The following is a 22961-nucleotide window of genomic DNA, read 5'->3' on the forward strand; positions in this document are numbered from 1 at the left end:
AATTTTATATTTCTTTGATTTATAGCTCTTTTAAAATACTCTCAAATTCTGTAAAAAATCTTTCATTTTCATAAGGCGTTCCTAGAGTGATACGCATAGCATTTAAACCATAGCTTTTTAAATTTCTTATTATTATACCCTTTTTAAGCAATTTTTCAGTCAAATCCGTGCTATTTTTTTCATCGAAAAAATAGGTGATGAAATTTGTATAACTCTCAATGCTTTTAATAGAATATTTTTTTGCAAATTCCTTATAAAGCTCCATTTGAGAAAAATTATTTTCTAAAGTTTTTTGAGTAAAGCTCTCATCATCTAAGGCTGCTGCGGCTGCTTTTAAGGCAAGATTATTGACATTAAAAGGGGCGCGAAGTTTATACAAAGCCTTTATAATCTTAGCTCCAGCCATACCATAGCCCACACGCAAACCCCCAAGCCCATAAAGTTTAGAAAAAGTTCCCAAATAAAGCACATTTTCAAATTCTTTAATCAATTCACAAGGTTTTAGATGTTTTTTGCTATCTTTAAAACTTGCAAATTCATTATAAGCGCCGTCAATAACTAGCAAACAATCCTTATCCACACCCCTCATAAACTCAAGCACTTCACTCCTGTTTAAACACTCGCCTAAAGGATTATTAGGCAAACATAAAAAAATGATTTTAATCTCAGCTCTATGCTCTTCATAAAGCTTTTTAAATTCATCTAAATTATGAGTAATGCTTGTTGTTTTATAGCATTTTGCACCGCATTGTTTGGCATAAATTTCATACATAGCAAAAGTAACTCGCGCTTGTAAAAAAGCATTTTTGGGATTTAGTTTAGCATGCACTGCAAATTCTATAATTTGGTCACTACCCGCACCAATGATAATATTTTCATTTTTTACCCCGTATTTTTGTGCGAGTTTATTTTTAAGCTCACTCATACTATCATCAGGATATAAATGGGCTTTGTTTGCATTTTGCTTTAAGCTCTCTAAAGCCTTTGGTGGAGTGCCAAAAGGATTTTCATTACTGGCTAATTTTATGACTTCTTTAACGCCGTATTCTTTAGCGATAAGCTCTATATCCTTACCCGGCTCATAAGTGCTTAAATGCTGTAAAAAATCATTAAATTTCATCTTTTTCTCCTGATAAATAAGAACCAAGCCAAACAATCTCTTTTATATCTTTTAAGGCTTTTTTTACATTTTCATCATCAATATGCCCTTCAAAATCTATATAAAAACTATGTAAAAATTCTTTTGATTTTACAGGACGCGATTCGAGTTTGGTAAGATTGATATTTTCTTTTTTAAACTGCTCTAGCAAGAAACTAAGTCCACCGGGTTTATGTGCTGTGTGTGCTAAAATGGAAGTTTTGCAATTTGGCATTTTAGGATTTTTAATATCACTTAAAATCAAAAATCTTGTTTTATTGGCTGCATTATCTTCTATCTTGTCAAAAAGCACAGGGATATTATAAAGTTTAGCGGCAATTTTTGAGCAAATGGCACTAGAATATTTGTCCTGTGAAGCTAAATAAGCTGCGTTAGCTGTGGATTTTGAAGGCACAAATTCTATATGGCTAAGCTCATGGCTTTCTAAAAATTTGCGACACTGATTATAGCCTTGTGGATGGGAATAAATGCGTTTGATTTCTTTTAAATTCTCATTAATTCCCACAAAAGAATGATGAATATCCATATAAATTTCGCCAAAAATTTTAAGCTCCGCATAAGCTCCCAGACAATCCAAAGTTACGCCTACGGCTCCTTCAGTATTATTTTCTATGGGAACAACGCCGTATTTTGCTTCTTTATTACTCAGCTCTTTAAATACATCTTCTATATTTGCTAGTGCGATATAGCGGCTCATAGCCCCAAAACGACTTCTTGCTGCTTGATGTGTATAAGTGCCTTCAGGTCCTAAATAAGCTATGGTTTGAGGCATTTCTAAATTCCTAGAAACGGCAAAAATTTCTTGATAAATGGCTTCTATGGCATTTTGGTCTAAAAGTCCTAAATTTGCATTTTTAAGGCGGTTAATAATAGCTCTTTCACGCTCAGGACGATAAATACTCCCTCCACTATTTTGCTTCAATTCACCTATGCTTTTAACATAAATCATTCTTTCATTTAACAGCTCTAAAATCTTATCATCAACCCTATCAATTTTAGCTCTAAACCCTTCTAAATTTGACATTTTAGCTCCTTTAAAAACTCAAAAACACTAGGATAAATTCCATCAAGTAAGTTCGTATCAAGTCCTTTTGTATCGCTTATCTTGCCACTTAAAACTAGCAAACTTTTCATACCAAGTTCTTTTGCTTTAAGCAAATCTCCTTTAAAATCATCGCTAATCATAGCAATCTTTTCAAATTCCGCGCCCGCTTCTTGCTTTTTTAGTAAGCTTAAAGCCTCCTTATAAAAGGCCAAACTGGGCTTACCCACAACTTCATATTTAAAATTAATAGCATTTTTAAGCATAGCCATAATGCTACCTACGCCCGGATAAGCCCTATTATCTTTTTTGTAAATGCTACCCTCGTGCATAGCAATAAAGCTAATTTCTCTTCTAGCCAATTCTATCATAGTGGCAAAATCTTTAAATTTAAAATCATCATAACTAGCCACAAGCACAGCACTAGGATAGGTAAAATCAAGCTCAAAGCCAAGCTTTTGAAGGCTTTGTAGAAATTCATCTGCACCAAAAGCCGCGATTTTACAAGGTTTTAAAATATGCTTTAAAACGCAAAAGGGGTCTAAATACGCATTTTCTTTTATCGCTAAGCCCTTTTGCCTTAGCTGCTCTAAAAAATCAAGTTTTTTTGTATTATTTGTGATGATAATATAAGGAAGATTTTTCGCATTTAAAAAATCAATCAATTCTTTAGCCCCATTAATCAAGGACTTATCATAATCACAAATCAAAGTCCCTTGAACATCTAAAAAAAACATTTTAAGCCTTTAAAAATTTCTCTTCTAAGGCAATTTGCTCTTCAAAGCTTTCTCTTTGGCGGATTAATCTTATCTGTCCTTCTTCAAGGGCTAATTCACAAGCTCTATTGCGGCTATTATAATTACTACTCATACTAAAGCCATAAGCACCAGCATTTTTAATCACCATTATATCCCCGCCCTTGCTCTTAGGCAAAAAACGCTTTCTAGCAAAGAAATCCCCGCTTTCGCAAATTCCCCCCACTACATCACATTCGCTTTCTTCGCCCTTATTATAAGGCAAAATTATCTCGTGGTAAGCTTCATATAAACTAGGACGAATAAAATCATTCATCGCTCCATCTACGATAATAAAACGCTTGTCTTTGTTTGTTTTTTCATACAGCACAGAGCAGACAAATTCCCCACTTTTTGCCACCAAATACCTGCCCGGCTCCATTCCTATGGTTAAATCAAGTCCGTTTAAATGCTTTAAAATTCCTTGTGCGTATTCGTAAAGCTTAGGTTCGGTATCTGTTTTTTCATAAGCTACTCCAAGCCCCCCGCCTATATCAAAAAATTTAAGCTCAATTTGCAAGGCTTTTAATTCTCTTACAAGTTTTGCGACTATGCCTGCTGCCTCATAAATAGGAGAAAGTTCTAAAAGCTGCGAACCTATATGAAAATGCACTCCAACAGGCTCTAAAAAGGCTGAATTTTTGGCATAAAGATACATTTTTCTTGCTATTTGGGTTTCAACGCCAAATTTATTTTCATTCAGTCCTGTGGAAATGTAAGGATGGGTTTTTGCATCGACATTTGGATTGACACGGATGCTGATTCTTGCCTTTAAATTCAGCTTCTTAGCCACACTTTCTAAAAGAATCATTTCAGCTTCACTTTCAAGATTGATATATAAAATATCATATTCTAAAGCCAATTTTAGCTCTTCTTTGGTTTTTCCTACTCCACTAAAAATGATTTTATAAGGCTTCGCTCCTGCTTTTAAAGCACGCCTTATCTCGCCTATACTCACGCAATCAAACCCGCTATCTAATTTGACAAGCATTTGTAAAAGACTTAAATTTGAATTCGCTTTTAAAGCATAAAAAATTTGAGATTTTCTAGCCTTAAAAGCCTCTTTAAGACTTAAAAAACGCTTCTTTATAAAATCAAAATTATAAATATAAAAGGGAGTTTGAAATTCATTTTTTAATTGTTTATAATCCATCTTTAGCCTTTAATTTTTATAATTTTACTACACAAAGCTTAATTTAGCGGTGTTTATAATACATACAAGCACTCAAAAAAGCTAAGAGTATGATAGGCGTCACAATGCCAATTTCACTTGCAATCACACCATTCTCGCTTAATCTAGTAAGCAAAAACAACACCCCCCAAATCATCAAAGTTAGCACAAAAGCTATAAAAGTTATAAAAGCAAGATTAAAAAATCTCGCTATAATAGGAAAAAAATAATACATAATCAGCATTAAAAAGGGTGCAAAAAAGGGAGTGAAAATAAATTTATAAAGACTAATCCTAAGGGCGGTTGTATTGACATTTTGTGCCTTAAAAAGTCCAAAACTTTCTAGGGCGTCTAAAATGGAATAATCACTATTACTAGCCACTCCTTCTATAATCTTTGGCTTAAAACCATCAAGTGATTTAAGCTGGGAAAAATCTTCTATCTTCAAACCATCTTTAGCTAGTTCATAGTTTTTAGGTAGTAAAGTAATATTACCCTCTCGCAAAATCCAACTTTCACCTTCAAAATGAGCATTTTTAGCACTTATAAAAGAGCTTAAATTTAAATCATTGATACTAAAAATTTTTATATTTTGAGCACTATTTTGCCCATTATTTATCTTTGAAATATAAACAAAATCATTGTTAAATTTCAAAAATACCTCTCCACTTTGTTTCACAATAGTGCCGTTTTTTAAAATATTTCTCTTATAATCATTTGCATAGGCAAAAGAAGTAAAATTCAAAGCTATATAAGCAAAACAAAAAAACAAAGCCCATAAAAAAGGAAATAAAATCACATAATTTTTACTAAGACCCAAGGCATAAAGGCTTACTAATTCATTTGCCCTAATCATAGCAATCAAAGAAACCACCCAAGCAAAAATCAAAGAAATAGGAAGCACATAAGGCACCGCCGAAAAAGATAAAAACATCACATAAAGCAAATCAAGATTGGCAGCCTTTGGCAGGTCCTTAAAATTTAAAATCAAATCAACACCGCAATAAAATCCCAGCAAAGAAAAAAAAATGATAAAAAAATTTTTTAAATAAATCCCTGAAATAAAACGAAAAAATATCCACATCTTAAGCCTTTAGGCTGTATTTAGATGATATGAGAGGCAAATCACCGTTTTGAATAAGCTCAAGCAAAGCTTTTTTTGTATGCTCTAAAACTTTGCTTAAAATTAGGTCTTCTTCAGGTTTAAATTTACCCAAAACATGTGAAATCACATTTTCACCCTTACCCACTCCTATACGCACTCTTTCATAGTCATGTCCGTACAAGCTATCTATGCTTTTAAGCCCATTATGTCCGCCGTTTGAACCGCCCTTTTTAAAACGCAAAGTGCCTAAATTTATGTCAATATCATCGTGTATGATTATAATTCTTTCGCATTTGTAAAAATCACTTACCGCTTTTACACTAAGCCCTGAATGATTCATATAAGTGCTAGGTTTAAGAAGGAGCAAAGAAGAGCCTATCTTAAAAAGCTCTCCTTTAAATTTAGAGTTTGTAAGATTTGTAAAATTGCTTTCTTTTAAAAGTAAATCAATCAGCATAAAGCCTACATTATGACGGGTATTTTCATACTCTACGCCTATATTGCCAAGCCCTACGACTAAAATCATCTAGCTTTTTCTACGCCTACAACCGCTACCCTATCAGCGTCAATCATACTTACACCCGCAGGCACTACGATATCACGAACAAGCAAAGCATCACCCACATCCAATTTGCTTACATCAAGCTCGAAGAAATTAGGCAAATTTTCAGCCGCACATTTTACTTTTAATCTTCTTTTAGATTGGATTAAAACACCTTTGTTTTTAAGACCTATGGCTGTTCCTGTGATTTTAACCGGAACCATATATTTAGAAATCACACCTTTTTGGGCAACTTTTAAATCCACATGTTTTAAATCACTTGTTACAGGGTCTTTTTGGTAATCCACAACTACAACGCTTAGAATTTGAGAACCCACTTTCACATCAAAAATCAAAGTCGTTTTTTTACGAACCTCTTTGATAAATTCATTGACTTTAAAAGCGGCATTGATGTTTTCTAATCCTTTTCCATAGATGTTTGCGATTAGATAACCATCTCTTTTTAAAGCTTTAGCCGCTTTTCTACCGATACTCTCTCTAATTATACCTTCTAACATCTTTTTGTCCTTTCTAAAAAAATGAGCTTTGATTATAGCTAACTTTGGCTTAGGTAAAAGTAAATTCGTTTTTTAGCTATAATTAAAATTTGAAATTTTCAAGCTTGATTTATCACAAATACAAAGTTAAATTTTTAAAGGTTTAAAATGCAAATTTATGTAAGTGGAGTGCATACAGATGTAGGTAAAACGCATTTTAGTGCGGCTTTTTGTGCGAATTTTTCTTATGATTATTTTAAACTCATTCAAGCAGGAAAGCCAACTGATAGTGAGTTTATAGCTAAATTTAGCCCAAAAACAAAGATTTTTAAAGAGGGTGTTTTTTTGCAAACCCCCGCAGCCCCTCATATTGGCAAAATTAAAGAAAAAGCAGTTTATAAAGCCTTAGAACTTGTCTTACCTAAGAGTGAAAATTTAATCATCGAACTAGCAGGGGGGCTTTTTTCTCCTATGGATGAAAAACACACTATGATAGATTTTATGTCTAAAAATAAAAGAGCGACTATTTTAGTGGCAAAGTATTATCTTGGAAGCATTAATCATATTTTACTTAGCATTGAAGCCTTAAAGCAAAAAAATATCCTTATTTTAGCCCTTGCTATGATGGGCAAAAAAGATATTTTACAAGATGAATTTGTCCAAAACTACACACAAATCCCTATCATAAATCTTGATTTTTTTGATGAAGAAAGCATTTTAAATGCGGATTTTAAAGAGCAAATGCAAAGGCTTTTGGGTTAAAATTCCTTAAAAATTTGCTCCAAACTCTCCACCACATAAGAAATTTGCTCCTTTGTGATGATATAAGGAGGCATAAGATAAATGGTATTTCCAAGCGGTCTTAAAAGCAGGGCTTTTTCTAAGGCTTTTTGAAACACAAAAAGCCCTACTCGTTCAAACTTAGTGCTTAAAATATCAAAGGCACTAATCATACCGCAAGTTCTAAAATTCCCCAAAAAATCAAAACTCTTAAGTCTTGAAAATTCTTTTTGCATAAAGGCACTTAAAATTTGATTTTTTTCTAAAATATTTTCATTTTCAAATATATCCAAAACCGCATTTGCCGCAGCACAAGCTAGGGCATTTCCCGTATAACTATGAGAGTGCAAAAAGGCTTTTTGCTCATTAAAAGACGCATAAAAGGCATTGTAAATTGCATCCTTTGTCAGCACCACAGAAAGGGGCAAAAAGCCCCCCGTAATACCCTTTGAAAGACAGATAAAATCAGGCTTTTGCTTACATTGCTCTAGGGCAAAAAGCGTTCCTGTGCGTCCAAAACCCGTAGCGATTTCATCAAAAATCACTAAAACCCCAAATTCACGGCAAAGTTTTATAGCCTCATCGATAAAACTTGCTTCATACATATGCATATTTCCCGCACACTGCACCAAAGGCTCTAAAATAAAAGCACAAAGCTCACAAGAATGCTCTTCTAGCACAGCCCTTAATTCGACAAGCTCTTTTTGATAGTCCTTATTTTTTGGCACACTCACGCTTAAACCTTCTAAAAGCAAGGCTTTATAAGTATCCTTATAAAGTGCCACATCGCCTACACTTAAAGCCCCTAAGGTTTCGCCGTGATAAGAATTGCTTAGGGATAAAAATTTATTTCTTTTCCTTCCTTGATTGAAGTGATAATGAAAACTCATCTTCAAAGCGACTTCAATGGCACTTGAGCCATTATCCGCATAAAAGCATTTAGTAAAATCCCCGCCCACTTTTTCACAAAGCCTAGCTGAAAGTTTGATAATAGGCTCGTGCGAAAAACCCGCTAAAATCACATGTTCAAGCTCATCAACTTGTTTTTTAATCGCACTTGAAATTTTTTCATTACAATGCCCAAAAAGATTCACCCACCAAGAACTCACACAATCCATATAAGCCTTATCATTAAAATCATAAAGCCATATTCCTTTGGCTTTTTTGATGGGAATTAAAGGCACATTTTCATGGTCTTTCATTTGCGTGCAAGGGTGCCAAATGTGTTTTAAATCAAGTTCTTTTAGAATTTTATCTTGCATTATAACTTCTTTTTTAAAAATATTTTGGCAAAATAATACTTTAAATTTCTAAATTCACAGGAAAAAAATGAGCCTTGAAATAATTTTGCAAAATTTAGAGCAAAATCATAATCTAAGAACTCTCACGCCCTTAAGACACGAGGGTAATTTTGTTTTTAAAAAAGATAAAAAGCTTTTAAATTTGGCAGGAAATGACTATTTAAATTTAGCTTCTTCTAAGGAACTAAGGCATGAATTTTTAAGCACTTTAAAAGAACAAGATTTGTTTTTTTCAAGTTCAAGTTCAAGAAGTTTGAGTGGAAATTTTGAAATTTATGAAGAATTAGAAGGCTTTTTAAAGGACAAATTTAAGGCTAAAGAAATTTTGCATTTTAATAGCGGCTACCATCTTAATATCTCTTGCATAGCCGCACTTGCTAGCATTCCTAGAACGCTTTTTTTGGCTGATAAATTCATTCACGCAAGTATGATTGATGGTTTGAGATTGGGCGGGGCTTGTTTTTTTCGTTTTCATCATAAGGATATGAATCACTTAGAAAATTTAGTGCAAAAAAACTACGGCAAATACGAAAATATCATCATTTTAAGCGAAGCTTTATTTAGTATGGATGGGGATTTTAGCGATTTTAAGGCTTTGCAAATTCTAAAAAAGCGTTATGAAAAAATCAAACTTTACATAGATGAAGCTCATAGTGTAGGTTGTTTTGATGATGAAGGCTTGGGACTTGTTAAAAAGCTGGGTTTGGAAAATGAAGTGGATTTTTTGGTTTTTACTTTTGGAAAAGCCCTTTCTTCACTAGGTGCTTGTATAATATGTGAAAAAAAATACAAAAGCTTTTTCATCAACAAAGCCAGAGCTTTTATTTATTCTACGGCTTTGCCACCCCTTAATGTAGCTTGGACGCAATTTGTTTTTAAAAAAATGCCTTATTTTAAAGAAAAAAGAGAAAATTTAAAATTGTTAAGCACCTATTTTAAAGATAAGCTTAAGCAAAAAAACAGCACTATCTTAGGCGATGCTTATATCATTTCTTTGCTTTTAGGAGAAAATAAAAAAGCCCTAGAATTAGCTAACAAGCTCGAAAACGCTGGAATTTTCGCACCTGCGATTAAAGAACCTACGGTGCCAAAAAACACAGCTAGAATTCGCTTTTCCCTACACTCAGGACTTAGTATGCAAGAACTTGAAAGGATAATAGAGCTTTTATGAGATATGAGTTTTTACACAAAAATCCTAATTCAAAAGAGTTGATAGTCATCTTTGGGGGATTTGCTTCGCATACTACGCATTTTTCACATTTAAAGAGTGATAAAAATGTGCTTTTATTTTATGATTATGAAAATTTTGATTTAAATTTTGATTTTAAAGCCTTTCTTAAACCTACTCTCATCGCCTTTTCTATGGGGGTTTGTGTGGCTAGCAAACTTTTAAAAAATTTGAGCTTTAAGCAAAAAATAGCCCTAAATGGCACAAATTTAGGCATAGATAAGATTAAAGGCATTCATCCTGCTATTTTTAGCAAAACCATCAAAAATTTCAAACTAGAAAATTTTAAAGAAGTCTTGTTAAAAGGACGAGAAAATTTAGCGACAAATTTTATTTTTAAAGAAGAAAAAGCCTTAGAAAAGGAGCTTAGAATGCTTTTTGATTTTGCCTTAAAAAACCAAGATGAAAATTTTATTTGGGATAAAATTTATTCTAGCAATGAAGATGGGATTTTTCCGCAAAATGCTTTGAAAAACAGCTTTGAAAATTTGATTTTTCTAAATGAACCCCATTTTGCTTTTTTTCATTTTAAAACTTGGGATGAGCTTTGAATTTTTTAAAAGCGGGGTCTAATTATCAAAAACATTCCATTATTCAAGCCTTTATGGCTCATAAACTTTGCTTGAAACTTAAAAATTTAAGACGCAAACATTTTTCAAGGGTATTTGAATTTGGCTGTGCAAGGGGAGAATTTAGCATCAGCCTTCAAAAAATCATTAATTATGATGAGTTTATTTGCAATGATATTTTGCCTTACAAAAATGATTTTAAGTTTGAAATTTTTGATATGAATGATATTGCCTTACATCCCCTTAGCAAACAAAAATTCGACCTTATCACTTCAAATGCTACCTTACAATGGCTTGATTTAGAACGCATTTTGCCTATACTTGCAAAGATGTTAGATGAAAAAGGGATTTTATTGCTTTCTAGTTTTGGGGGGCAAAATTTAAAAGAGATTAAAACAAGCACGGGCTTTTCTTTAAAATATTTTGATTTTTTGAAGCTAAAACAAATTTTTAGCTCCTATTTTTCAAATATAGACCTAGAACAGGAGCAAATCACTTTACAATTTGATACAGCTTTAGATGTTTTTAAACACTTAAAATCAAGCGGGGTAAATTCCTTAGGTTATTATCCCTTATCAAAACAATTTTTAAAAAAATATGAAGAAAATTTTCAAAATAAACTGACTTACCATCCTATATTTATTTTGTGCAAAAATGAGGTGTGAAAAGCAAATGAATGGTTTAACTACTTTTAACATAGGTTCTCGCCGTTATCTTGGCAATAAAACAAAGCTTTTACCCTTTATCCTAGAAGTTGTTAAAGCTGAGTGTCAAGGTATCAAATCAGTCGCTGATATATTTTCAGGCACAGGCTCAGTTGCTAGTGCATTTATAGAAAAAACGCTATACACAAATGATATATTACAAAGCAATTATATTAGCAATATCGCTTGGTTTAGCCCACAAAGCTTTGAGCGTAAAAAGCTAGAGAAAATTTTAAAAGACTTTAATGCCTATGATAGATTGGAAGCAAACTATATGAGCGAAAATTTTAGCAATACCTATTTTAGTGATAAAGTTTGCTCAAAAATAGGCTTTGTGCGTGAGAGTATTGAAAGTTTGGATATTAATGAAAGAGAGAGGGCGATACTGATTACTTCATTGCTTTATGCAATGGATAAAATAGCGGCAACTTGCGGACACTATGATGCCTTTAGAAAAGGAGCGAAATTGGCTAATGACCTAACTCTTGCTATGCCACAACTAAGCAATAAACTCAGTGCTAGTAATCGTTGTTTTAACAAAGATGCAAATGAATTGGTAAGAGAAATTTATGCAGATTTAATATACATTGACCCTCCTTATAATTCAAGGCAGTATTGCGATGCCTATCATTTATTGGAAAATGTTGCCACTTGGCAAAAGCCACAAGTATTTGGTATCGCTCGCAAGATGAATAGGAGGCATATAAAAAGCAAGTATTGTAATAGTAATGCAAGTGAAGCTTTTGTGGATTTAATCTCAAATATCAATGCAAAATATATCTTATTTTCATATAACAATATGGCAAGTAAAGGCAATGACCGCTCTAATGCTAGAATTAGCGATGAAATCATAATGGATGCTTTAAATAAAAAAGGCAAGGTATTAGTATTTTCACAAGATTATAAAGCCTTTAGCACAGGCAAATCCAATATAAAAGACAACAGCGAAAGGCTATTTTTATGCAAGGTGTATTGATTGCCTCTGCACTCAACTATACGGGTGGTAAATTTAAGCTACTTCCGCAAATTTTACCGCTTTTTCCAAAAAAAATTGATACCTTTGTTGATTTATTTTGTGGGGGTTGTAATGTAGGATTAAATGTAAAAAGCAATAAAATAATTTATAATGACATAAATGACAAAGTAATAAAATTATGCAAGTTTTTTAAGGATACAAATAGCAAAAACACGGTAGAAAAAATTTATCACACCATCACAAAATACGAGCTTTCACTAGTTAGCAAATACGGTTATGAATTTTATAATTGCGATAGCAAAAAGGGACTTGGCAAGTATAATAAAAGCTGTTTTTTAAAACTAAGAAATGATTTTAATGCTATGAGTTGTGCCGCTAACGATTATTACATTTTATTTTATGTGATGATAGTCTATGCCTTTAATAATCAAATCCGCTTTAACTCAAATGGCGAGTTTAATCTACCCGTTGGCAAGCGTGATTTTAATGCAAAAATGGAGCAAAAGCTTATTAATTTTATAAAAAGACTGCATGAGCAAAATAGCGAGTTTTCTAGTGCTGATTTTAGAAATTTTAATACGCAGGGGCTAAATAAAAACGACTTTGTATATATTGACCCGCCCTATTTAATCACTTGTGCTACATATAACGAAAAGGGTGGTTGGCTTGATAAAGATGAGCTAGATTTATTGGAATTTTTAGATGTTTTACATAGTAAAAAAATCAAATTTGCCCTTTCAAATGTGCTAACAAGCAAAGGTAAAACAAATGAAATTTTAAAATCTTGGCTAGAAAATAGGACTTACAAAACTCATCATCTCAACTATAAATACTCAAATTCAAACTATCAAACCAAAGATAAAAGCTTATCAAGCGATGAAGTTTTGATAACAAATTATTAGGAATGAAAATGGGAAAATTCGCATATAAAAGCTATTGTTGGAACTTAGGAACAACGAGTTTTAGAACTGAAAATTTTAATAGAACGATTGAAATCCAGCTTCTTTTGCTTGATAGGTTTTGGAAACTGCCGCAAAATCAAAATAAAACTTGGAGTGCAAATACTATTTTACAAGCCGAGTATTACGACTTTTTACAACAAAATAATTTTGTAGATGGTAGTGCCTTGAGAAAAGATAAAGATGCAAGAGAAAAGACTTCTGGGCTTGTTGAGTTAGGATTGCTTAATAATGAAAGAAAGCTAACAAATGCAGGGCAAAAAGTCCTACAAATTAGCCAAAATGGCGATTTTAGCATAGACAATGCCTTGCAAATTTCAAAAGATAGCTTTATGTATCTAAAACAGCTCCTAAAAACAAACAACTGCAAAATAGAAAATAATGTAGTAAGACCCTTTATTGTTACCTTATATATGCTAAGTAGGCATGGATATTTGCATGATGAGGAATTTACCTATCTATTGCCACTTTGCACTAATGCTAAATATACAGAATCTATCTCTAATCAAATTTCATTATTGCGAAAAAATGAGATTAATATTGATGAAATTATTATAAATAGACTGCTTTCAATGACAAATTACAACGAGGCATTAGAATGGTTTTTACATTGCCCAAACCTTAGTCAAATCACCTTTTGCGATATAGGTATGAATAGAAAAAGTGCCAAATTTGATGTGCCTTATTATAGTGTATATTTGAGCTTGAAAAATATTTTTTTAGATGGCAAAAAAGATGAAGCTTCTCTTATCAAATTATTTTTATCCATACAAAAACTAAAGCTAAAAAAATGGTGGAATGGCTATATTTTTACGCCTAGAATAACAGAGAAAAAAATCAAAAATGAGCTTGATAAAGTCTTAAACAATACTATCTTTAATAATATTACAGATGAGAGTGAGCTAAGAGCTTTATTTTTTAAAACAATGCATCTATTTAAAGCAAAAGCTACACTTTATGATTATTTTGATTTAAATCGTAGGTATATGAACTTGAGCGACATCTTTTTATTTAAAGATAGCAAGATTTGCCTAGACCTTATCCCAAAGCACTTCTTTAAGGGTGTAATTGATAAACTTTATAACGATGCTTATAAAAAAGCACGCTTTTAGAAGATGATTGTGAGCTAAATGAAATTTCGCCCGTGTTAGTGTTAAGTGATAACACAATTATAACTTCAATCAATAATGAACTAAGATTAAGCATTACTAGTTTAAATGAAGCTATAAACGAGCTTGAAAAAGAGCGTTATGCAAGATTTAATGAGTTAATTGATGAAAAATTTAGCGATGCAAAACTGATAGAATTGCTAGAGAATTTTGAAAACAGGGCTGATGACAAAATTAAAGAGTATATTACGGATAATGCTGAAGTTTATACTCTATTTGAATATGTGCTTGGCATTGTGTGGTATAAAATCAGTGAAAGACAAGGCAAAATTTTAGATTATATGAAATTAAGCCTAGATGCTAATTTATTGCCAAAATCTCACGCAAACGGTGGCGGGGCTGATATTGTCTATGAGTATAAAGAAACGAAGCACTATCCAAAGCATACTTTGCTACTTGAAGCTACACTTTCTAACAAAACAGGTCAAAGACAAATGGAGCTAGAGCCTGTTACAAGGCATTTGGGACAACATTTGTTACAAAGTGGCAATTTAAACTCATATTGTGTATTTATTGCTACTCGTTTAGATATAAACACGTTAAGCGACTTTAGAAATCGCAAAACTTATACCTTTTATGATACAAACGATAGCTCTAAGTATGTAAAGGGAATGAAAATAGCATCTTTACAAAGCACAGAACTCAAAACCATTATAAAAAATAGCAAAAAATATAGCGAGCTATATTCTATATTTGACAAAGCTTATAAGGCAAATTTAAATGAGCTAGAAGCTAATGAGTGGTATCAAAAATACATAGTTGAAAGGATAAAAGAATATAACTAATATTGTCTATAAAATCAATATTTTAAAATATTTATTTTGTGCAAAAATGATATAAAATAAATTTTTTGTGATATAATTTAAAAATTAAATTTTTATACAAGGAAAATTAAATGAAAAAAATTGTGCTGTTTTTGGGATTTTTGTTTTTTGCCCTTAATTTAAGTGCTGAAAATTTAAGTATTTTTGTTGCTTCTTCGGCTTCAAAAGCTATGAATGAAGTTAAGAATGAGTTTTTAAAAACACATCCTAATGACAAAATAGAGCTTGTTTTTGGTGCTTCTGGGAAGTATTATGAGCTTTTAAAACAAGGTAGGGAATTTGACCTCTTTTTCTCAGCAGATACGAAATACGCTCAGGCAATTTATGATGATAAAAATGCTTTGAGCGAACCAAAAGTTTATGTTTTGGGCGTTGTGGCTTTATATAGCTTGGATGAAAATTTGCTTCAAGGGGGTGTTTTAGGCTTAAAAGACAAAGCGGACAAAATCACGCATTTAAGCATAGCCAATCCAAAAGTAGCCCCTTATGGAGTAGCGGCTAAGGAGGTGCTTGAGAATTTAAATTTAGAAGCGGTTTTTAAAGATAAAATCGTTTTGGGTGAAAATATTTCCGTGCCTGTTTTACATGTAGATAGCAAAAATGCGGATTTAGGCATAGTGGCTTATTCTTTAGTTTCTCCTGCTAACCACCCTAAAGGCAAGGCTGTTATTGTTGATTCAAAATATTTTACTCCTTTAGAGCAAAGCTATGTCATCACAAAATACGCTAAAGACAAAAAACTAGCTCTTGAATTTAGTGATTTTATCGCTTCTAGCAAAGCAAAAGAAATTTTCAAAAAATATGGATTTAGCGCGCCGTGAATCTCATCAAAGGAAAAATTTGTAAGCTTTTAAATCAAGAAGATATAGTCATCGTTAAAATAGCTTGTGAAGAGATAATTTTTAGCGTTTTGATGCTTGAGTTAAAATCCTTAGAAAATTTAAAAATCAATGCAAAAGTGGAGCTACTTTTTAAAGAACACGAGCTTTGTTTTACCACGCCCCACTCGCCTTTGAGTGTTGAAAATTCTTTCTTAGCCAAAATTGGAAAAATCAAAAAGGGCGAGCTTTTATATCAAGTCTTTTTTGATTTTAAGGGCGTTTGGCTTTCTAGCATTATTACCAAAGAAAAAGCCCTAGAACTTCAAATTGACAAAGAACAAGAATGGCTTTGTTTTGTCAAGGCAAATGATATTATTTTAAGGACAAGCCGTGCTTGATGGGGCTTTTTTACAGACGCTTTTTCTTACTTTTAAACTTGCTTTTATTACGACTTTTATTCTTTTTTTTATAGGTGTTTTTTTGGCTTATTTATTAAGTTTTGTGCGTTTTCCTTTTAAAATAATCCTTCAAAGTCTCGTTTCTTTGCCTTTGGTTTTACCCCCTAGTGTTTTGGGATTTTACCTGCTCGTTAGTTTTTCAGCCAATAGCTTTTTGGGGCAGTTTTTAAAAGAATATTTAAATCTTTCTTTGGTTTTTACCTTTGAAGGACTTGTTTTTGCTTCTTTAATTTTTTCTTTGCCTTTTATGGTTAATCCTTTGCAAAGTGCGTTCTCATCTATCAATCAAAACCTACTTGATGCATCTTATAGCTTAGGCAAGGGTAAAATTTACACCCTTTTTAGAGTGATTTTGCCTAATTCTAAAGCGGGGATTTTTAGTGCTTGTGCGATGAGTTTTGCTCATACCATAGGAGAATTTGGAGTTGTGATGATGATAGGAGGACATAAACAGGGCGAAACTTTAGTAGCAAGCATAGCTATTTATGATGAGCTTGAAGTTTTAAATTATACCTTAGCCCATCAATACGCTTTTGTTTTATTTGTTTTTTCTTTTTTAGTGCTTGTAAGCCTTTATTTTGTCAATAAAAAAATGAGTTTTGAGTGATAAAAATCGACATCAATCACCCTATCCATACAGCCAAAGGTGTTTTGGATTTAAACATCAACAAAAGCTTAGAACTAGGAAAAATCACCGCACTTTTTGGCGAAAGCGGCACGGGAAAAACAACGCTTTTAAAGATTATTGCAGGGCTTATAAAACCCCAAAATGGACGCATAGAAGTAGAAGGCGAGCTTTGGTTTGACTCTTCTAAGAGTGTAAATTTGGCTTTACAAAAGAGAAAAATCGGCTTTGTGTTTCAAGATTATGCGCTTTTTCCTAATATGAATGTTAGGGACAACATCGCTTATGCAGCCCATTCTAAAAAGAAAGTAAATGAACTTTTAGCCTTAATGGAGCTTGAAAATTTAGCTTCAATTTATCCTAGAAATTTAAGCGGGGGACAGGCACAAAGAGTAGCTTTAGCAAGGGCTTTAGCAAGAGAGCCTAAGATACTACTTTTAGATGAGCCTTTAAGTGCTTTGGATTTTAAAATGCGTGCAAATTTGCAAGATGAGCTAGGCAAAATTTTGCATCATTTTAAGGTTAGCACCCTTCTAGTTAGCCACGATTTAGCCGAAATTTACAAATTAAGCCACAGAATTTTAGAGCTTAAAAATGGAAAAATCACTAAAGATTTTCCTAAAAATGAATTTTTTACCCACTCCAATATCAGTGCTAAACTACGCTTGAGTGGAGTTTTGCTAGAAATTAAAAAAAATGATATTTTGGTGGTTTTAACCCTGCTTTTAAATCAAAATATCGTTAAAATCACACTTAGCGAAGAAGAATTCTTAAAAGACTATCAAAATATCAAAACAGGCGATACGCTCATACTTTCAGTAAAAGCTTTTAATCCTATCATAGTTGGAAGAATGTAGCTAAATACCTATTTAATAATTCTTCTCTTATTTTAATATTTTTAATATCCTTTATATCAACATTCAAAGCAAAGGATAAAATTTTGTTTTTAGTCTTTACAAATCCAACAATCCAAGCTAAATTTATATTATCATTAAAACCTGTTTTAGCATAAATTTTTTGTATTTTATCTTCTTTAAAAAGAATGATTTCTTTAATTTCTTCTTGACTTTTCTTGGAAAAAGGTAAAGAATTTTGCGAGAGTTTAAAAAGTAAATCAGCTTGATTTTTTGCAGAAATTTGTAAAGAATTATCCAGCCAAAAAGTATCAATTTTTGAAATTTTTGCATTTCCATAAGAGAGTTTATTTAAACTTTCTTGCATGGTTTTAAGTCCTATTTTTCTTGCTAATTCTTTAAAAGCAGGTACTTGAGAACGTTTTATAGCTGAGCTTAAATTAGCATCTTGCTTCCAAGAGGGTAAAAATACTTTCTCACCCTTATAATGATAAAAAATTTCCTTTGTATCTCTAACTACGCCATTATCAAGTGCAATTAAAGCATTAAAGATTTTAAAAGTTGAAGCAGGGGAAAAGGCTTTTTTGGCTCTTTTAAAATCATTACTTGCATAATTTTTTCCATCAAAGACTATAAAAGTCCCACTTGTATTATAATTTTTAAAAAAATCTTCTAATATTTTATCTTGCCCAAAGGCAAAATTTAAAATCCATAAAAACAAGATGATTTTTTTCATAAGTTTCCCTTTCTCATTAAAAAATTTTTTAAAATTTGCCCTTCTTTTGAGACTTCATTTTCCTTAATAACATCAAAGCCATTTTTTAAAAAGAAAGGCTTTGCACTCAAAGAAGCAAAAACATAAAGTTCTTTGCAAGAGTATTTTTTTAACGCAAAATCAAGCAAATCTTTAGCCAAACCAAGTCTTGTAAATTTAGGGTGAGTAAAAAGCAAATCAAGCATTTTCTCATCTTCTTTTAAACTTATAAAACTTACAATTTTTCCTTGTTTTTCATAGATATAAACGAAATCTTTTGCGAATTTTTCTTCCCAAGCTTTTTGCTCTATATTAATCCAAGCATGAATTTGTTCTTTCGTGTAATCATTTTTACAAAGCTTACTTACACTTTGCTTAAAAAGCTTGATACAAGGGTCTAAATCCCGAAAATCAGCCCTTTTTATCAAGCACTTTTCTCATTGCTAAACTTGCCAAAGCCAAACCAAAAGAAGCCGTAACACCCACAAAAGAGCCTAAATCCTTGCATTTTGCCTCTTCGTCTGAAAAAACCACATCAAAATCACCCCTAAATCCAGCCTTCCTAAGCTCATAGCGGAATTTCTTAGCTAAAGCATCGCCGTGCGTTTTAAAAATGCTCGTGGTTTTGATACGAGTAGGGTCTAGCTTCCTAGCCCCGCCTGTGCTAGAGATGAAAATTTGGCGTTTTAAATCCACACTCATAGCCAAAGCCACCTTAGCACTTATATCATCTATGGCGTCTATGATTAAATCAAACTCGTCTAAATCAAACTGGGACAAAAACTCCTTACTTACTTTCTTTACTATGCCTTTTGCTGCGTAAATTCTAGCAAAGACCTCAGCCTTGTTCTGCCCTAAGTGTTCGCTGTGAAGTTGGCGGTTTTGATTAGTGATTTCAAAGCTGTCTGCATCGATGAGAGTAAAATCCTTAAAGCCACTGCGAAAGAGTGCATCCACGCAAATTCCACCCACGCCTCCAAGCCCACAAACTAGCACCCTAGTCTTAGCAATCCTAGCCAAAGCTTGCTCTCCCACAAGCCATTTTACCCGCGTGTATCTGTCATTCATTTTCTCTTCCTCTTAAGTATTTCTTAACCATTTTTTAAGCGTTTTAAAACTCTCATAAGCAGTAAAATCAAGCCTTATGGGCGTCATAGTCGCAAAGCCTTGTTTTAAAAAGGCTACATCGCTATTTTTACCCCTAAATTCCAAATCCGTTAGCGGCAACCAAAAGAATTCTTGTCCCCTAGGATTGCTATGAGAACTGGCTTTAAAATTATATACCCTTTTGCCCATCTTGCAAATTTTTATGCCCCTTAGCTTTTTAGCAGGAAAATTGACATTTAAAAATTCTTTTTTGTTTAAAGGAAAGCCTTTATTTAATATCTTTTTAACGATTTTAGAAGTGATTTTTAAAGCATTTTTGTAATTTAATTTCTTAGGGTTTTCATAAAGCTGAGAAAGTGCAAGGGCTGGAATACCCTGCAAAACAGCTTCCATAGCCCCGCCGCAAGTGCCTGAATAGCTTATATCCTCTCCTACATTTGCTCCTTTGTTTATCCCGCTGATAACTAAATCAGGCAGGGTTTTTTTATAAAATTTCGCCAAAGCCAAATACACACAATCAGACGGAGTGCCATCATCAAGCTTGTAAAAATCCTTAGCCACTTTTACAAAACGCAAGGGTTGGCTAAGGGTAATAGCATGCGAACAAGCGGATTTTTCCCTAGCAGGAGCGACTACTAAAATATGAGCTTTTAAGTCTTTTTTAAGTCTTTTGACAAGCTTTAAAAGTGCCTCGCTTTCAAAGCCATCATCATTGGTGATTAAAATTCTTTTCATTCTTGTCCTTTTTGGCATTGTAACAAAAAAAGCCTTAAGGACAAGACAGCTTAAAGCTCTATGATGGATACTCTTTTAAACTTAGCACTCTCATCTTTAGCCAAATCAAGCAAAGCCGTGGCATAATCCGCATAAGAAATACGGCTTTGATTTTTGCTATTTAGCTCAAAATTCTCGCCTATGAGTTTAAATTTGCCCGTTCTAGCTCCTTCATAAAACTCAGCCGCTGGGGAAAAATACAGCCAATTTATATCCCTTTTATCCCTTAAAAAGTCCAAAACTTCAGCCGTAGCCCTTGCCACGCCCAAATATTCTTTAGGAAAATCCGCACTATCCATCAAGCGGGTTTTATCTTCTAAAAACAAGCTTCCTGCACCGCCGACTACCAAAAGCTTGGCACTATTATTTTGCAAAATGCTGTGTAGGTGCTCAATATGCTTTAAATGAAGGCTTAAATCCTCCCACTCACCAAAGGCATCGATAATGCAGTCATAAGCTTGCAAATCTTCAAAACTTAGCTTAAAAATATCCTTGATGATTTGCTTTGCTCTGCTGTCTATTTGACTTTGTTTTCTTACAAAGGCACTCACTTCAAAGCCTTGATTTAAGGCTTCATTTAGGGCTGCTCTACCTGCTTTACCACTAGCTGCTAATATAGCTATCTTCATTTTTTCTCCTTTGATTTTAAAAATTATGTTAGAATTATAAATATATTTAGTATAAAAAATCAAGTAGAAACTTTTTTATGCTATACTTACTTTTTAGATACTATTATGAAATTTAAAGCTTTTTAAGGCTAGGAAAATTTTTAAATTTAATGTAAAAGGATAAAAAATGAATGAATATTTTTCACCCTGTCCTGTGGAAACTACCCTAAATTTAATAGGCAATAAATGGAAAATCATCATCATAAGAGACCTTTTAGAGAGCAAAAAACGCTTTGGTGAGCTTAAAAAATGTATAGGAGCTAGTAAAAATCAAAGCATATCCCAAAAGGTTTTAACCCAGAATTTAAGAGAGCTTGAAGAGGCAAAACTCATCAAAAGAAAAATCTTTGCCGAAGTGCCGCCTAAGGTAGAATACAGCCTAACCCCGCTAGGCAAAAGCTTAGAGCCTATACTAATGAGCCTTCAAAGCTGGGGAGAAGCTTATCAAAAAAAGCTAAGTTAAAATAAGCTTCTAAACATTTTAACAAGGCTTAGAAATTTAAGTTCATCTTAAAACTAAGCAATTTTGAATAAAAACTTAAGGACAAAGTAATGAAACAAAATTTTTTAAACGACTTATCAGAAATTATCCCAAAATTCTCTAAATTAATCCTTTTTGCTACTTTAGGATTTTGTATTTTTTGCTTTTTTATCTTTACTATAAGCTATGTGAGGCTTAATCAATTTTTCTCTTTTGACCTGCTTTCTTTTGACCATTTATGGATTTTTATTTTTCTTTTTATATATCTTTTAGTCTTTGCCTTTTTAGCCCTACCTTTTAACATAGTCATACATTACATCATCTTCAAAAAAAAGAAAAGCGATTTTCTCTTTTATTGCTCTGTTTTAAGTATTTTGTTTTTTGTTGTATTTCTTATTTTTATACTCACTTCTCATCATTATGAAGCGAAATGGCTACTTTTTTGCGGTGTTATTGCTTTTGTTTATTTTGTATTTTTAGGAGCGTTTTTTTATTATTATGAAAGAAAAAATCTTAAAAATTCTCTCAGTATAATCTTTATGAATTTCATATTTATAAGCTATCTAGCTATTCTTTTTCCTCAGTATTTCGAAAAAGGATTTAAATTTTTTCTTAATTCCAAAGGATTAAGTGCGCAAAGAGTGGAAATTTATCTTAAAGACAAACAGAAATTTCTCATTGGCGAGTTGCTTTTTAGGGATTCTCAGTTTGCTTATGTGCGTTTTGTAGATAATATCCAAGGCTTAGGCGAAAAAAACATCACTAAACTTGTCCCAAATGAAAACATTTCCATTTTAAAAGACAGCCCGACAAATCCTTGAAATTTTTAAAATTTTTAAGCAAATTTTTAATAAAATCTAAATTTTAAATTTTTCAAAGGATTTTCCATGTCAAAGCTTTTATTATTCAGTGCTTCAGGCTATGAACAAAGCCCTTATTTAAGCCACGCAAAAGAAATTATATTTGATTTTTTTCAAAGTTATGGACTTGATAAGGAAGCTATTTTATTTATCCCTTATGCTGGAGTGCGTTTAAGCTACGATGAGTATGAAGCAAAGGTCAAAAAGGCTTTAGAACCCTTAAATATCCATTCTATCCATCACGCTTCAAATCCCAAAGAAGCCATTTTGAAAAGCAAGGCTTTTATCACAGGCGGAGGCAATAGCTTTATGCTTTTACACAAACTCTATGAGCTTGATTTACTAGATACGCTTAGACAAAGCATCTTAAATGGCAATGCCTATGTGGGCTGGTCAGCAGGGTCAAATATCGCCGGGAAAAGCATAGCAACAACCAATGATATGCCTATTGTTATGCCAAAGAGTTTTGAAGCTTTAGGCGTATTTACACACCATATCAACCCCCATTTTATAAGCGGAAAAATCCCTAATCACAACGGAGAAAGCAGAGAAGAACGTTTGGAAGAATTTTTAATCACCCATCCCAAAGAAAGCATTTACGCCCTGCCTGAAGGTTGCGGTTTGAGAGTGCAAGATGGGGAATTTAAAGTTGTAGGATTCAAAGACGCCTTAAAACTTACTCATCCTATGCAAATTCAAAATTTAAAACTTCATCAAAATTATTCTCTATAAGGGGTCGC

The 22961-nt window shown here is 32.7% G+C and carries 27 protein-coding genes and 1 pseudogene; 15 read left to right on the forward strand and 13 right to left on the reverse strand.

The features are described 5' to 3' along the window. Window positions 1–19: 19 nt before the first annotated feature. Genes hisC through ACLL8X_RS06255 form a run of 7 tightly spaced genes read right to left on the reverse strand, consistent with a single transcriptional unit; the run spans window position 20 to window position 6330 of the window. Window positions 20–1120: a histidinol-phosphate transaminase gene (gene hisC, locus ACLL8X_RS06225; RefSeq protein ID WP_411990059.1), complete on the reverse strand. Its 1101-nt coding sequence runs from the start codon at window positions 1118–1120 to the stop codon at window positions 20–22. Next, window positions 1110–2183, reverse strand: a complete 1074-nt coding sequence (gene pheA / locus ACLL8X_RS06230; protein ID WP_411990060.1) for a prephenate dehydratase — start codon at window positions 2181–2183, stop codon at window positions 1110–1112. The genes hisC and pheA overlap by 11 nt, the downstream gene beginning before the upstream one ends. Then, a complete protein-coding gene (locus ACLL8X_RS06235; RefSeq protein ID WP_411990061.1) occupies window positions 2171–2938 on the reverse strand; it encodes an HAD-IIA family hydrolase in 768 nt (255 codons plus the stop codon). Before ACLL8X_RS06235 ends, pheA begins: the two co-directional genes overlap by 13 nt. Before the next feature lies 1 nt (window position 2939). After that, on the reverse strand, window positions 2940–4148 hold the full coding sequence (lysA, locus tag ACLL8X_RS06240; protein ID WP_411990062.1) for a diaminopimelate decarboxylase: 1209 nt from the start codon (window positions 4146–4148) through the stop codon (window positions 2940–2942). Window positions 4149–4191: 43 nt separating this feature from the next. Next, the gene (locus tag ACLL8X_RS06245) at window positions 4192–5250 is read right to left on the reverse strand and encodes an LptF/LptG family permease (RefSeq protein WP_411990063.1); all 1059 of its coding nucleotides are present in this window, start codon (window positions 5248–5250) and stop codon (window positions 4192–4194) included. Between the two features lies 1 nt (window position 5251). Beyond that, window positions 5252–5797, reverse strand: a complete 546-nt coding sequence (pth, locus tag ACLL8X_RS06250; protein ID WP_411990064.1) for an aminoacyl-tRNA hydrolase — start codon at window positions 5795–5797, stop codon at window positions 5252–5254. Next, complete coding sequence (locus ACLL8X_RS06255) at window positions 5794–6330, reverse strand: 50S ribosomal protein L25/general stress protein Ctc (RefSeq protein WP_411990065.1); 537 nt, start codon at window positions 6328–6330, stop codon at window positions 5794–5796. The genes pth and ACLL8X_RS06255 overlap by 4 nt, the downstream gene beginning before the upstream one ends. Before the next feature lie 147 nt (window positions 6331–6477). Between ACLL8X_RS06255 and ACLL8X_RS06260 the strand changes: the two genes are divergently transcribed. Continuing rightward, entirely contained in the window at window positions 6478–7071 is a 594-nt protein-coding gene (locus ACLL8X_RS06260; RefSeq protein ID WP_411990066.1) for a dethiobiotin synthase, read from the forward strand. On the opposite strand, the gene ACLL8X_RS06265 is transcribed toward ACLL8X_RS06260, so the two are convergent. Then, a complete protein-coding gene (locus ACLL8X_RS06265) occupies window positions 7068–8351 on the reverse strand; it encodes an adenosylmethionine--8-amino-7-oxononanoate transaminase (protein WP_411990067.1) in 1284 nt (427 codons plus the stop codon). The genes ACLL8X_RS06260 and ACLL8X_RS06265 overlap by 4 nt on opposite strands. Before the next feature lie 67 nt (window positions 8352–8418). Here ACLL8X_RS06265 and ACLL8X_RS06270 point away from each other — a divergent pair, with 67 nt between their 5' ends. The 11 genes from ACLL8X_RS06270 (at window position 8419) to ACLL8X_RS06320 (ending at window position 17580) form a co-directional block, all read left to right on the forward strand. Then, window positions 8419–9561 carry an aminotransferase class I/II-fold pyridoxal phosphate-dependent enzyme gene (locus tag ACLL8X_RS06270; protein ID WP_411990068.1) on the forward strand — a complete coding sequence of 381 codons (1143 nt, stop codon included), beginning with the start codon at window positions 8419–8421 and terminating at the stop codon, window positions 9559–9561. Further along, complete coding sequence (locus tag ACLL8X_RS06275) at window positions 9558–10169, forward strand: pimeloyl-ACP methyl esterase BioG family protein (RefSeq protein ID WP_411990069.1); 612 nt, start codon at window positions 9558–9560, stop codon at window positions 10167–10169. Before ACLL8X_RS06270 ends, ACLL8X_RS06275 begins: the two co-directional genes overlap by 4 nt. Next, window positions 10166–10852, forward strand: a complete 687-nt coding sequence (locus tag ACLL8X_RS06280; protein ID WP_411990070.1) for a methyltransferase domain-containing protein — start codon at window positions 10166–10168, stop codon at window positions 10850–10852. Before ACLL8X_RS06275 ends, ACLL8X_RS06280 begins: the two co-directional genes overlap by 4 nt. A gap of 7 nt (window positions 10853–10859) precedes the next feature. After that, window positions 10860–11867, forward strand: a complete 1008-nt coding sequence (locus ACLL8X_RS06285) for a DNA adenine methylase (RefSeq protein WP_411990071.1) — start codon at window positions 10860–10862, stop codon at window positions 11865–11867. Then, window positions 11852–12769, forward strand: a complete 918-nt coding sequence (locus tag ACLL8X_RS06290; RefSeq protein WP_411990072.1) for a DNA adenine methylase — start codon at window positions 11852–11854, stop codon at window positions 12767–12769. Before ACLL8X_RS06285 ends, ACLL8X_RS06290 begins: the two co-directional genes overlap by 16 nt. Before the next feature lie 8 nt (window positions 12770–12777). Continuing rightward, complete coding sequence (locus ACLL8X_RS06295) at window positions 12778–13938, forward strand: AlwI family type II restriction endonuclease (RefSeq protein ID WP_411990073.1); 1161 nt, start codon at window positions 12778–12780, stop codon at window positions 13936–13938. A gap of 23 nt (window positions 13939–13961) precedes the next feature. Next, on the forward strand, window positions 13962–14780 hold the full coding sequence (locus ACLL8X_RS06300) for an AlwI family type II restriction endonuclease (protein ID WP_411990117.1): 819 nt from the start codon (window positions 13962–13964) through the stop codon (window positions 14778–14780). A 110-nt stretch (window positions 14781–14890) separates the two neighbouring features. Further along, a complete protein-coding gene (gene modA, locus ACLL8X_RS06305) occupies window positions 14891–15640 on the forward strand; it encodes a molybdate ABC transporter substrate-binding protein (RefSeq protein ID WP_411990074.1) in 750 nt (249 codons plus the stop codon). Beyond that, complete coding sequence (locus tag ACLL8X_RS06310) at window positions 15637–16038, forward strand: TOBE domain-containing protein (protein ID WP_411990075.1); 402 nt, start codon at window positions 15637–15639, stop codon at window positions 16036–16038. Before modA ends, ACLL8X_RS06310 begins: the two co-directional genes overlap by 4 nt. After that, window positions 16031–16705 carry a molybdate ABC transporter permease subunit gene (gene modB / locus ACLL8X_RS06315; protein ID WP_411990076.1) on the forward strand — a complete coding sequence of 225 codons (675 nt, stop codon included), beginning with the start codon at window positions 16031–16033 and terminating at the stop codon, window positions 16703–16705. The genes ACLL8X_RS06310 and modB overlap by 8 nt, the downstream gene beginning before the upstream one ends. Next, the gene (locus tag ACLL8X_RS06320) at window positions 16702–17580 is read left to right on the forward strand and encodes a sulfate/molybdate ABC transporter ATP-binding protein (protein ID WP_411990077.1); all 879 of its coding nucleotides are present in this window, start codon (window positions 16702–16704) and stop codon (window positions 17578–17580) included. The genes modB and ACLL8X_RS06320 overlap by 4 nt, the downstream gene beginning before the upstream one ends. Window position 17581: 1 nt before the next feature. Here ACLL8X_RS06320 and blaOXA read toward each other — a convergent pair. The 5 genes and pseudogenes from blaOXA to ACLL8X_RS06345 all read right to left on the reverse strand — a co-directional run. Then, window positions 17582–18313, reverse strand: a pseudogene (blaOXA, locus tag ACLL8X_RS06325) (OXA-184 family class D beta-lactamase); the annotation flags it as partial. Next, complete coding sequence (locus ACLL8X_RS06330) at window positions 18310–18759, reverse strand: GNAT family N-acetyltransferase (protein ID WP_411990078.1); 450 nt, start codon at window positions 18757–18759, stop codon at window positions 18310–18312. The pseudogene blaOXA and the gene ACLL8X_RS06330, both read right to left, overlap by 4 nt. Then, complete coding sequence (locus tag ACLL8X_RS06335) at window positions 18743–19399, reverse strand: tRNA threonylcarbamoyladenosine dehydratase (RefSeq protein ID WP_411990079.1); 657 nt, start codon at window positions 19397–19399, stop codon at window positions 18743–18745. The genes ACLL8X_RS06330 and ACLL8X_RS06335 overlap by 17 nt, the downstream gene beginning before the upstream one ends. A 12-nt stretch (window positions 19400–19411) precedes the next feature. Next, a complete protein-coding gene (gene surE, locus ACLL8X_RS06340) occupies window positions 19412–20173 on the reverse strand; it encodes a 5'/3'-nucleotidase SurE (RefSeq protein WP_411990080.1) in 762 nt (253 codons plus the stop codon). 50 nt (window positions 20174–20223) lie between these two features. Further along, window positions 20224–20841 (reverse strand): NAD(P)H-binding protein, encoded by a 618-nt coding sequence (locus ACLL8X_RS06345; RefSeq protein WP_411990081.1) that lies wholly within the window; start codon window positions 20839–20841, stop codon window positions 20224–20226. 166 nt (window positions 20842–21007) lie between these two features. On the opposite strand from ACLL8X_RS06345, the gene rrpB reads away from it, so the two are divergent. The 3 genes from rrpB to pepE all read left to right on the forward strand — a co-directional run bounded on the left by rrpB (window position 21008) and on the right by pepE (window position 22953). Further along, window positions 21008–21343, forward strand: a complete 336-nt coding sequence (rrpB, locus tag ACLL8X_RS06350) for a MarR family transcription factor RrpB (RefSeq protein WP_411990082.1) — start codon at window positions 21008–21010, stop codon at window positions 21341–21343. Between the two features lie 89 nt (window positions 21344–21432). After that, complete coding sequence (locus tag ACLL8X_RS06355; RefSeq protein ID WP_411990083.1) at window positions 21433–22182, forward strand: hypothetical protein; 750 nt, start codon at window positions 21433–21435, stop codon at window positions 22180–22182. Between the two features lie 66 nt (window positions 22183–22248). Next, a complete protein-coding gene (pepE, locus tag ACLL8X_RS06360; protein WP_411990084.1) occupies window positions 22249–22953 on the forward strand; it encodes a dipeptidase PepE in 705 nt (234 codons plus the stop codon). Window positions 22954–22961 lie beyond the last annotated feature (8 nt).

The organism is Campylobacter parajejuni, from assembly GCF_046764905.1.
Taxonomy (GTDB): domain Bacteria; phylum Campylobacterota; class Campylobacteria; order Campylobacterales; family Campylobacteraceae; genus Campylobacter_D.

Coding starts and splice junctions, on each gene's coding strand:
- hisC (WP_411990059.1), bottom strand. CDS start 1,120: ATGAAATTTAATGATTTTTTACAGCATTTAAGCACTTATGAGCCGGGT.
- pheA (WP_411990060.1), bottom strand. CDS start 2,183: ATGTCAAATTTAGAAGGGTTTAGAGCTAAAATTGATAGGGTTGATGAT.
- ACLL8X_RS06235 (WP_411990061.1), bottom strand. CDS start 2,938: ATGTTTTTTTTAGATGTTCAAGGGACTTTGATTTGTGATTATGATAAG.
- lysA (WP_411990062.1), bottom strand. CDS start 4,148: ATGGATTATAAACAATTAAAAAATGAATTTCAAACTCCCTTTTATATT.
- ACLL8X_RS06245 (WP_411990063.1), bottom strand. CDS start 5,250: ATGTGGATATTTTTTCGTTTTATTTCAGGGATTTATTTAAAAAATTTT.
- pth (WP_411990064.1), bottom strand. CDS start 5,797: ATGATTTTAGTCGTAGGGCTTGGCAATATAGGCGTAGAGTATGAAAAT.
- ACLL8X_RS06255 (WP_411990065.1), bottom strand. CDS start 6,330: ATGTTAGAAGGTATAATTAGAGAGAGTATCGGTAGAAAAGCGGCTAAA.
- ACLL8X_RS06260 (WP_411990066.1), top strand. CDS start 6,478: ATGCAAATTTATGTAAGTGGAGTGCATACAGATGTAGGTAAAACGCAT.
- ACLL8X_RS06265 (WP_411990067.1), bottom strand. CDS start 8,351: ATGCAAGATAAAATTCTAAAAGAACTTGATTTAAAACACATTTGGCAC.
- ACLL8X_RS06270 (WP_411990068.1), top strand. CDS start 8,419: ATGAGCCTTGAAATAATTTTGCAAAATTTAGAGCAAAATCATAATCTA.
- ACLL8X_RS06275 (WP_411990069.1), top strand. CDS start 9,558: ATGAGATATGAGTTTTTACACAAAAATCCTAATTCAAAAGAGTTGATA.
- ACLL8X_RS06285 (WP_411990071.1), top strand. CDS start 10,860: ATGAATGGTTTAACTACTTTTAACATAGGTTCTCGCCGTTATCTTGGC.
- ACLL8X_RS06290 (WP_411990072.1), top strand. CDS start 11,852: ATGCAAGGTGTATTGATTGCCTCTGCACTCAACTATACGGGTGGTAAA.
- ACLL8X_RS06295 (WP_411990073.1), top strand. CDS start 12,778: ATGGGAAAATTCGCATATAAAAGCTATTGTTGGAACTTAGGAACAACG.
- modA (WP_411990074.1), top strand. CDS start 14,891: ATGAAAAAAATTGTGCTGTTTTTGGGATTTTTGTTTTTTGCCCTTAAT.
- ACLL8X_RS06335 (WP_411990079.1), bottom strand. CDS start 19,399: ATGAATGACAGATACACGCGGGTAAAATGGCTTGTGGGAGAGCAAGCT.
- surE (WP_411990080.1), bottom strand. CDS start 20,173: ATGAAAAGAATTTTAATCACCAATGATGATGGCTTTGAAAGCGAGGCA.
- ACLL8X_RS06345 (WP_411990081.1), bottom strand. CDS start 20,841: ATGAAGATAGCTATATTAGCAGCTAGTGGTAAAGCAGGTAGAGCAGCC.
- rrpB (WP_411990082.1), top strand. CDS start 21,008: ATGAATGAATATTTTTCACCCTGTCCTGTGGAAACTACCCTAAATTTA.
- ACLL8X_RS06355 (WP_411990083.1), top strand. CDS start 21,433: ATGAAACAAAATTTTTTAAACGACTTATCAGAAATTATCCCAAAATTC.
- pepE (WP_411990084.1), top strand. CDS start 22,249: ATGTCAAAGCTTTTATTATTCAGTGCTTCAGGCTATGAACAAAGCCCT.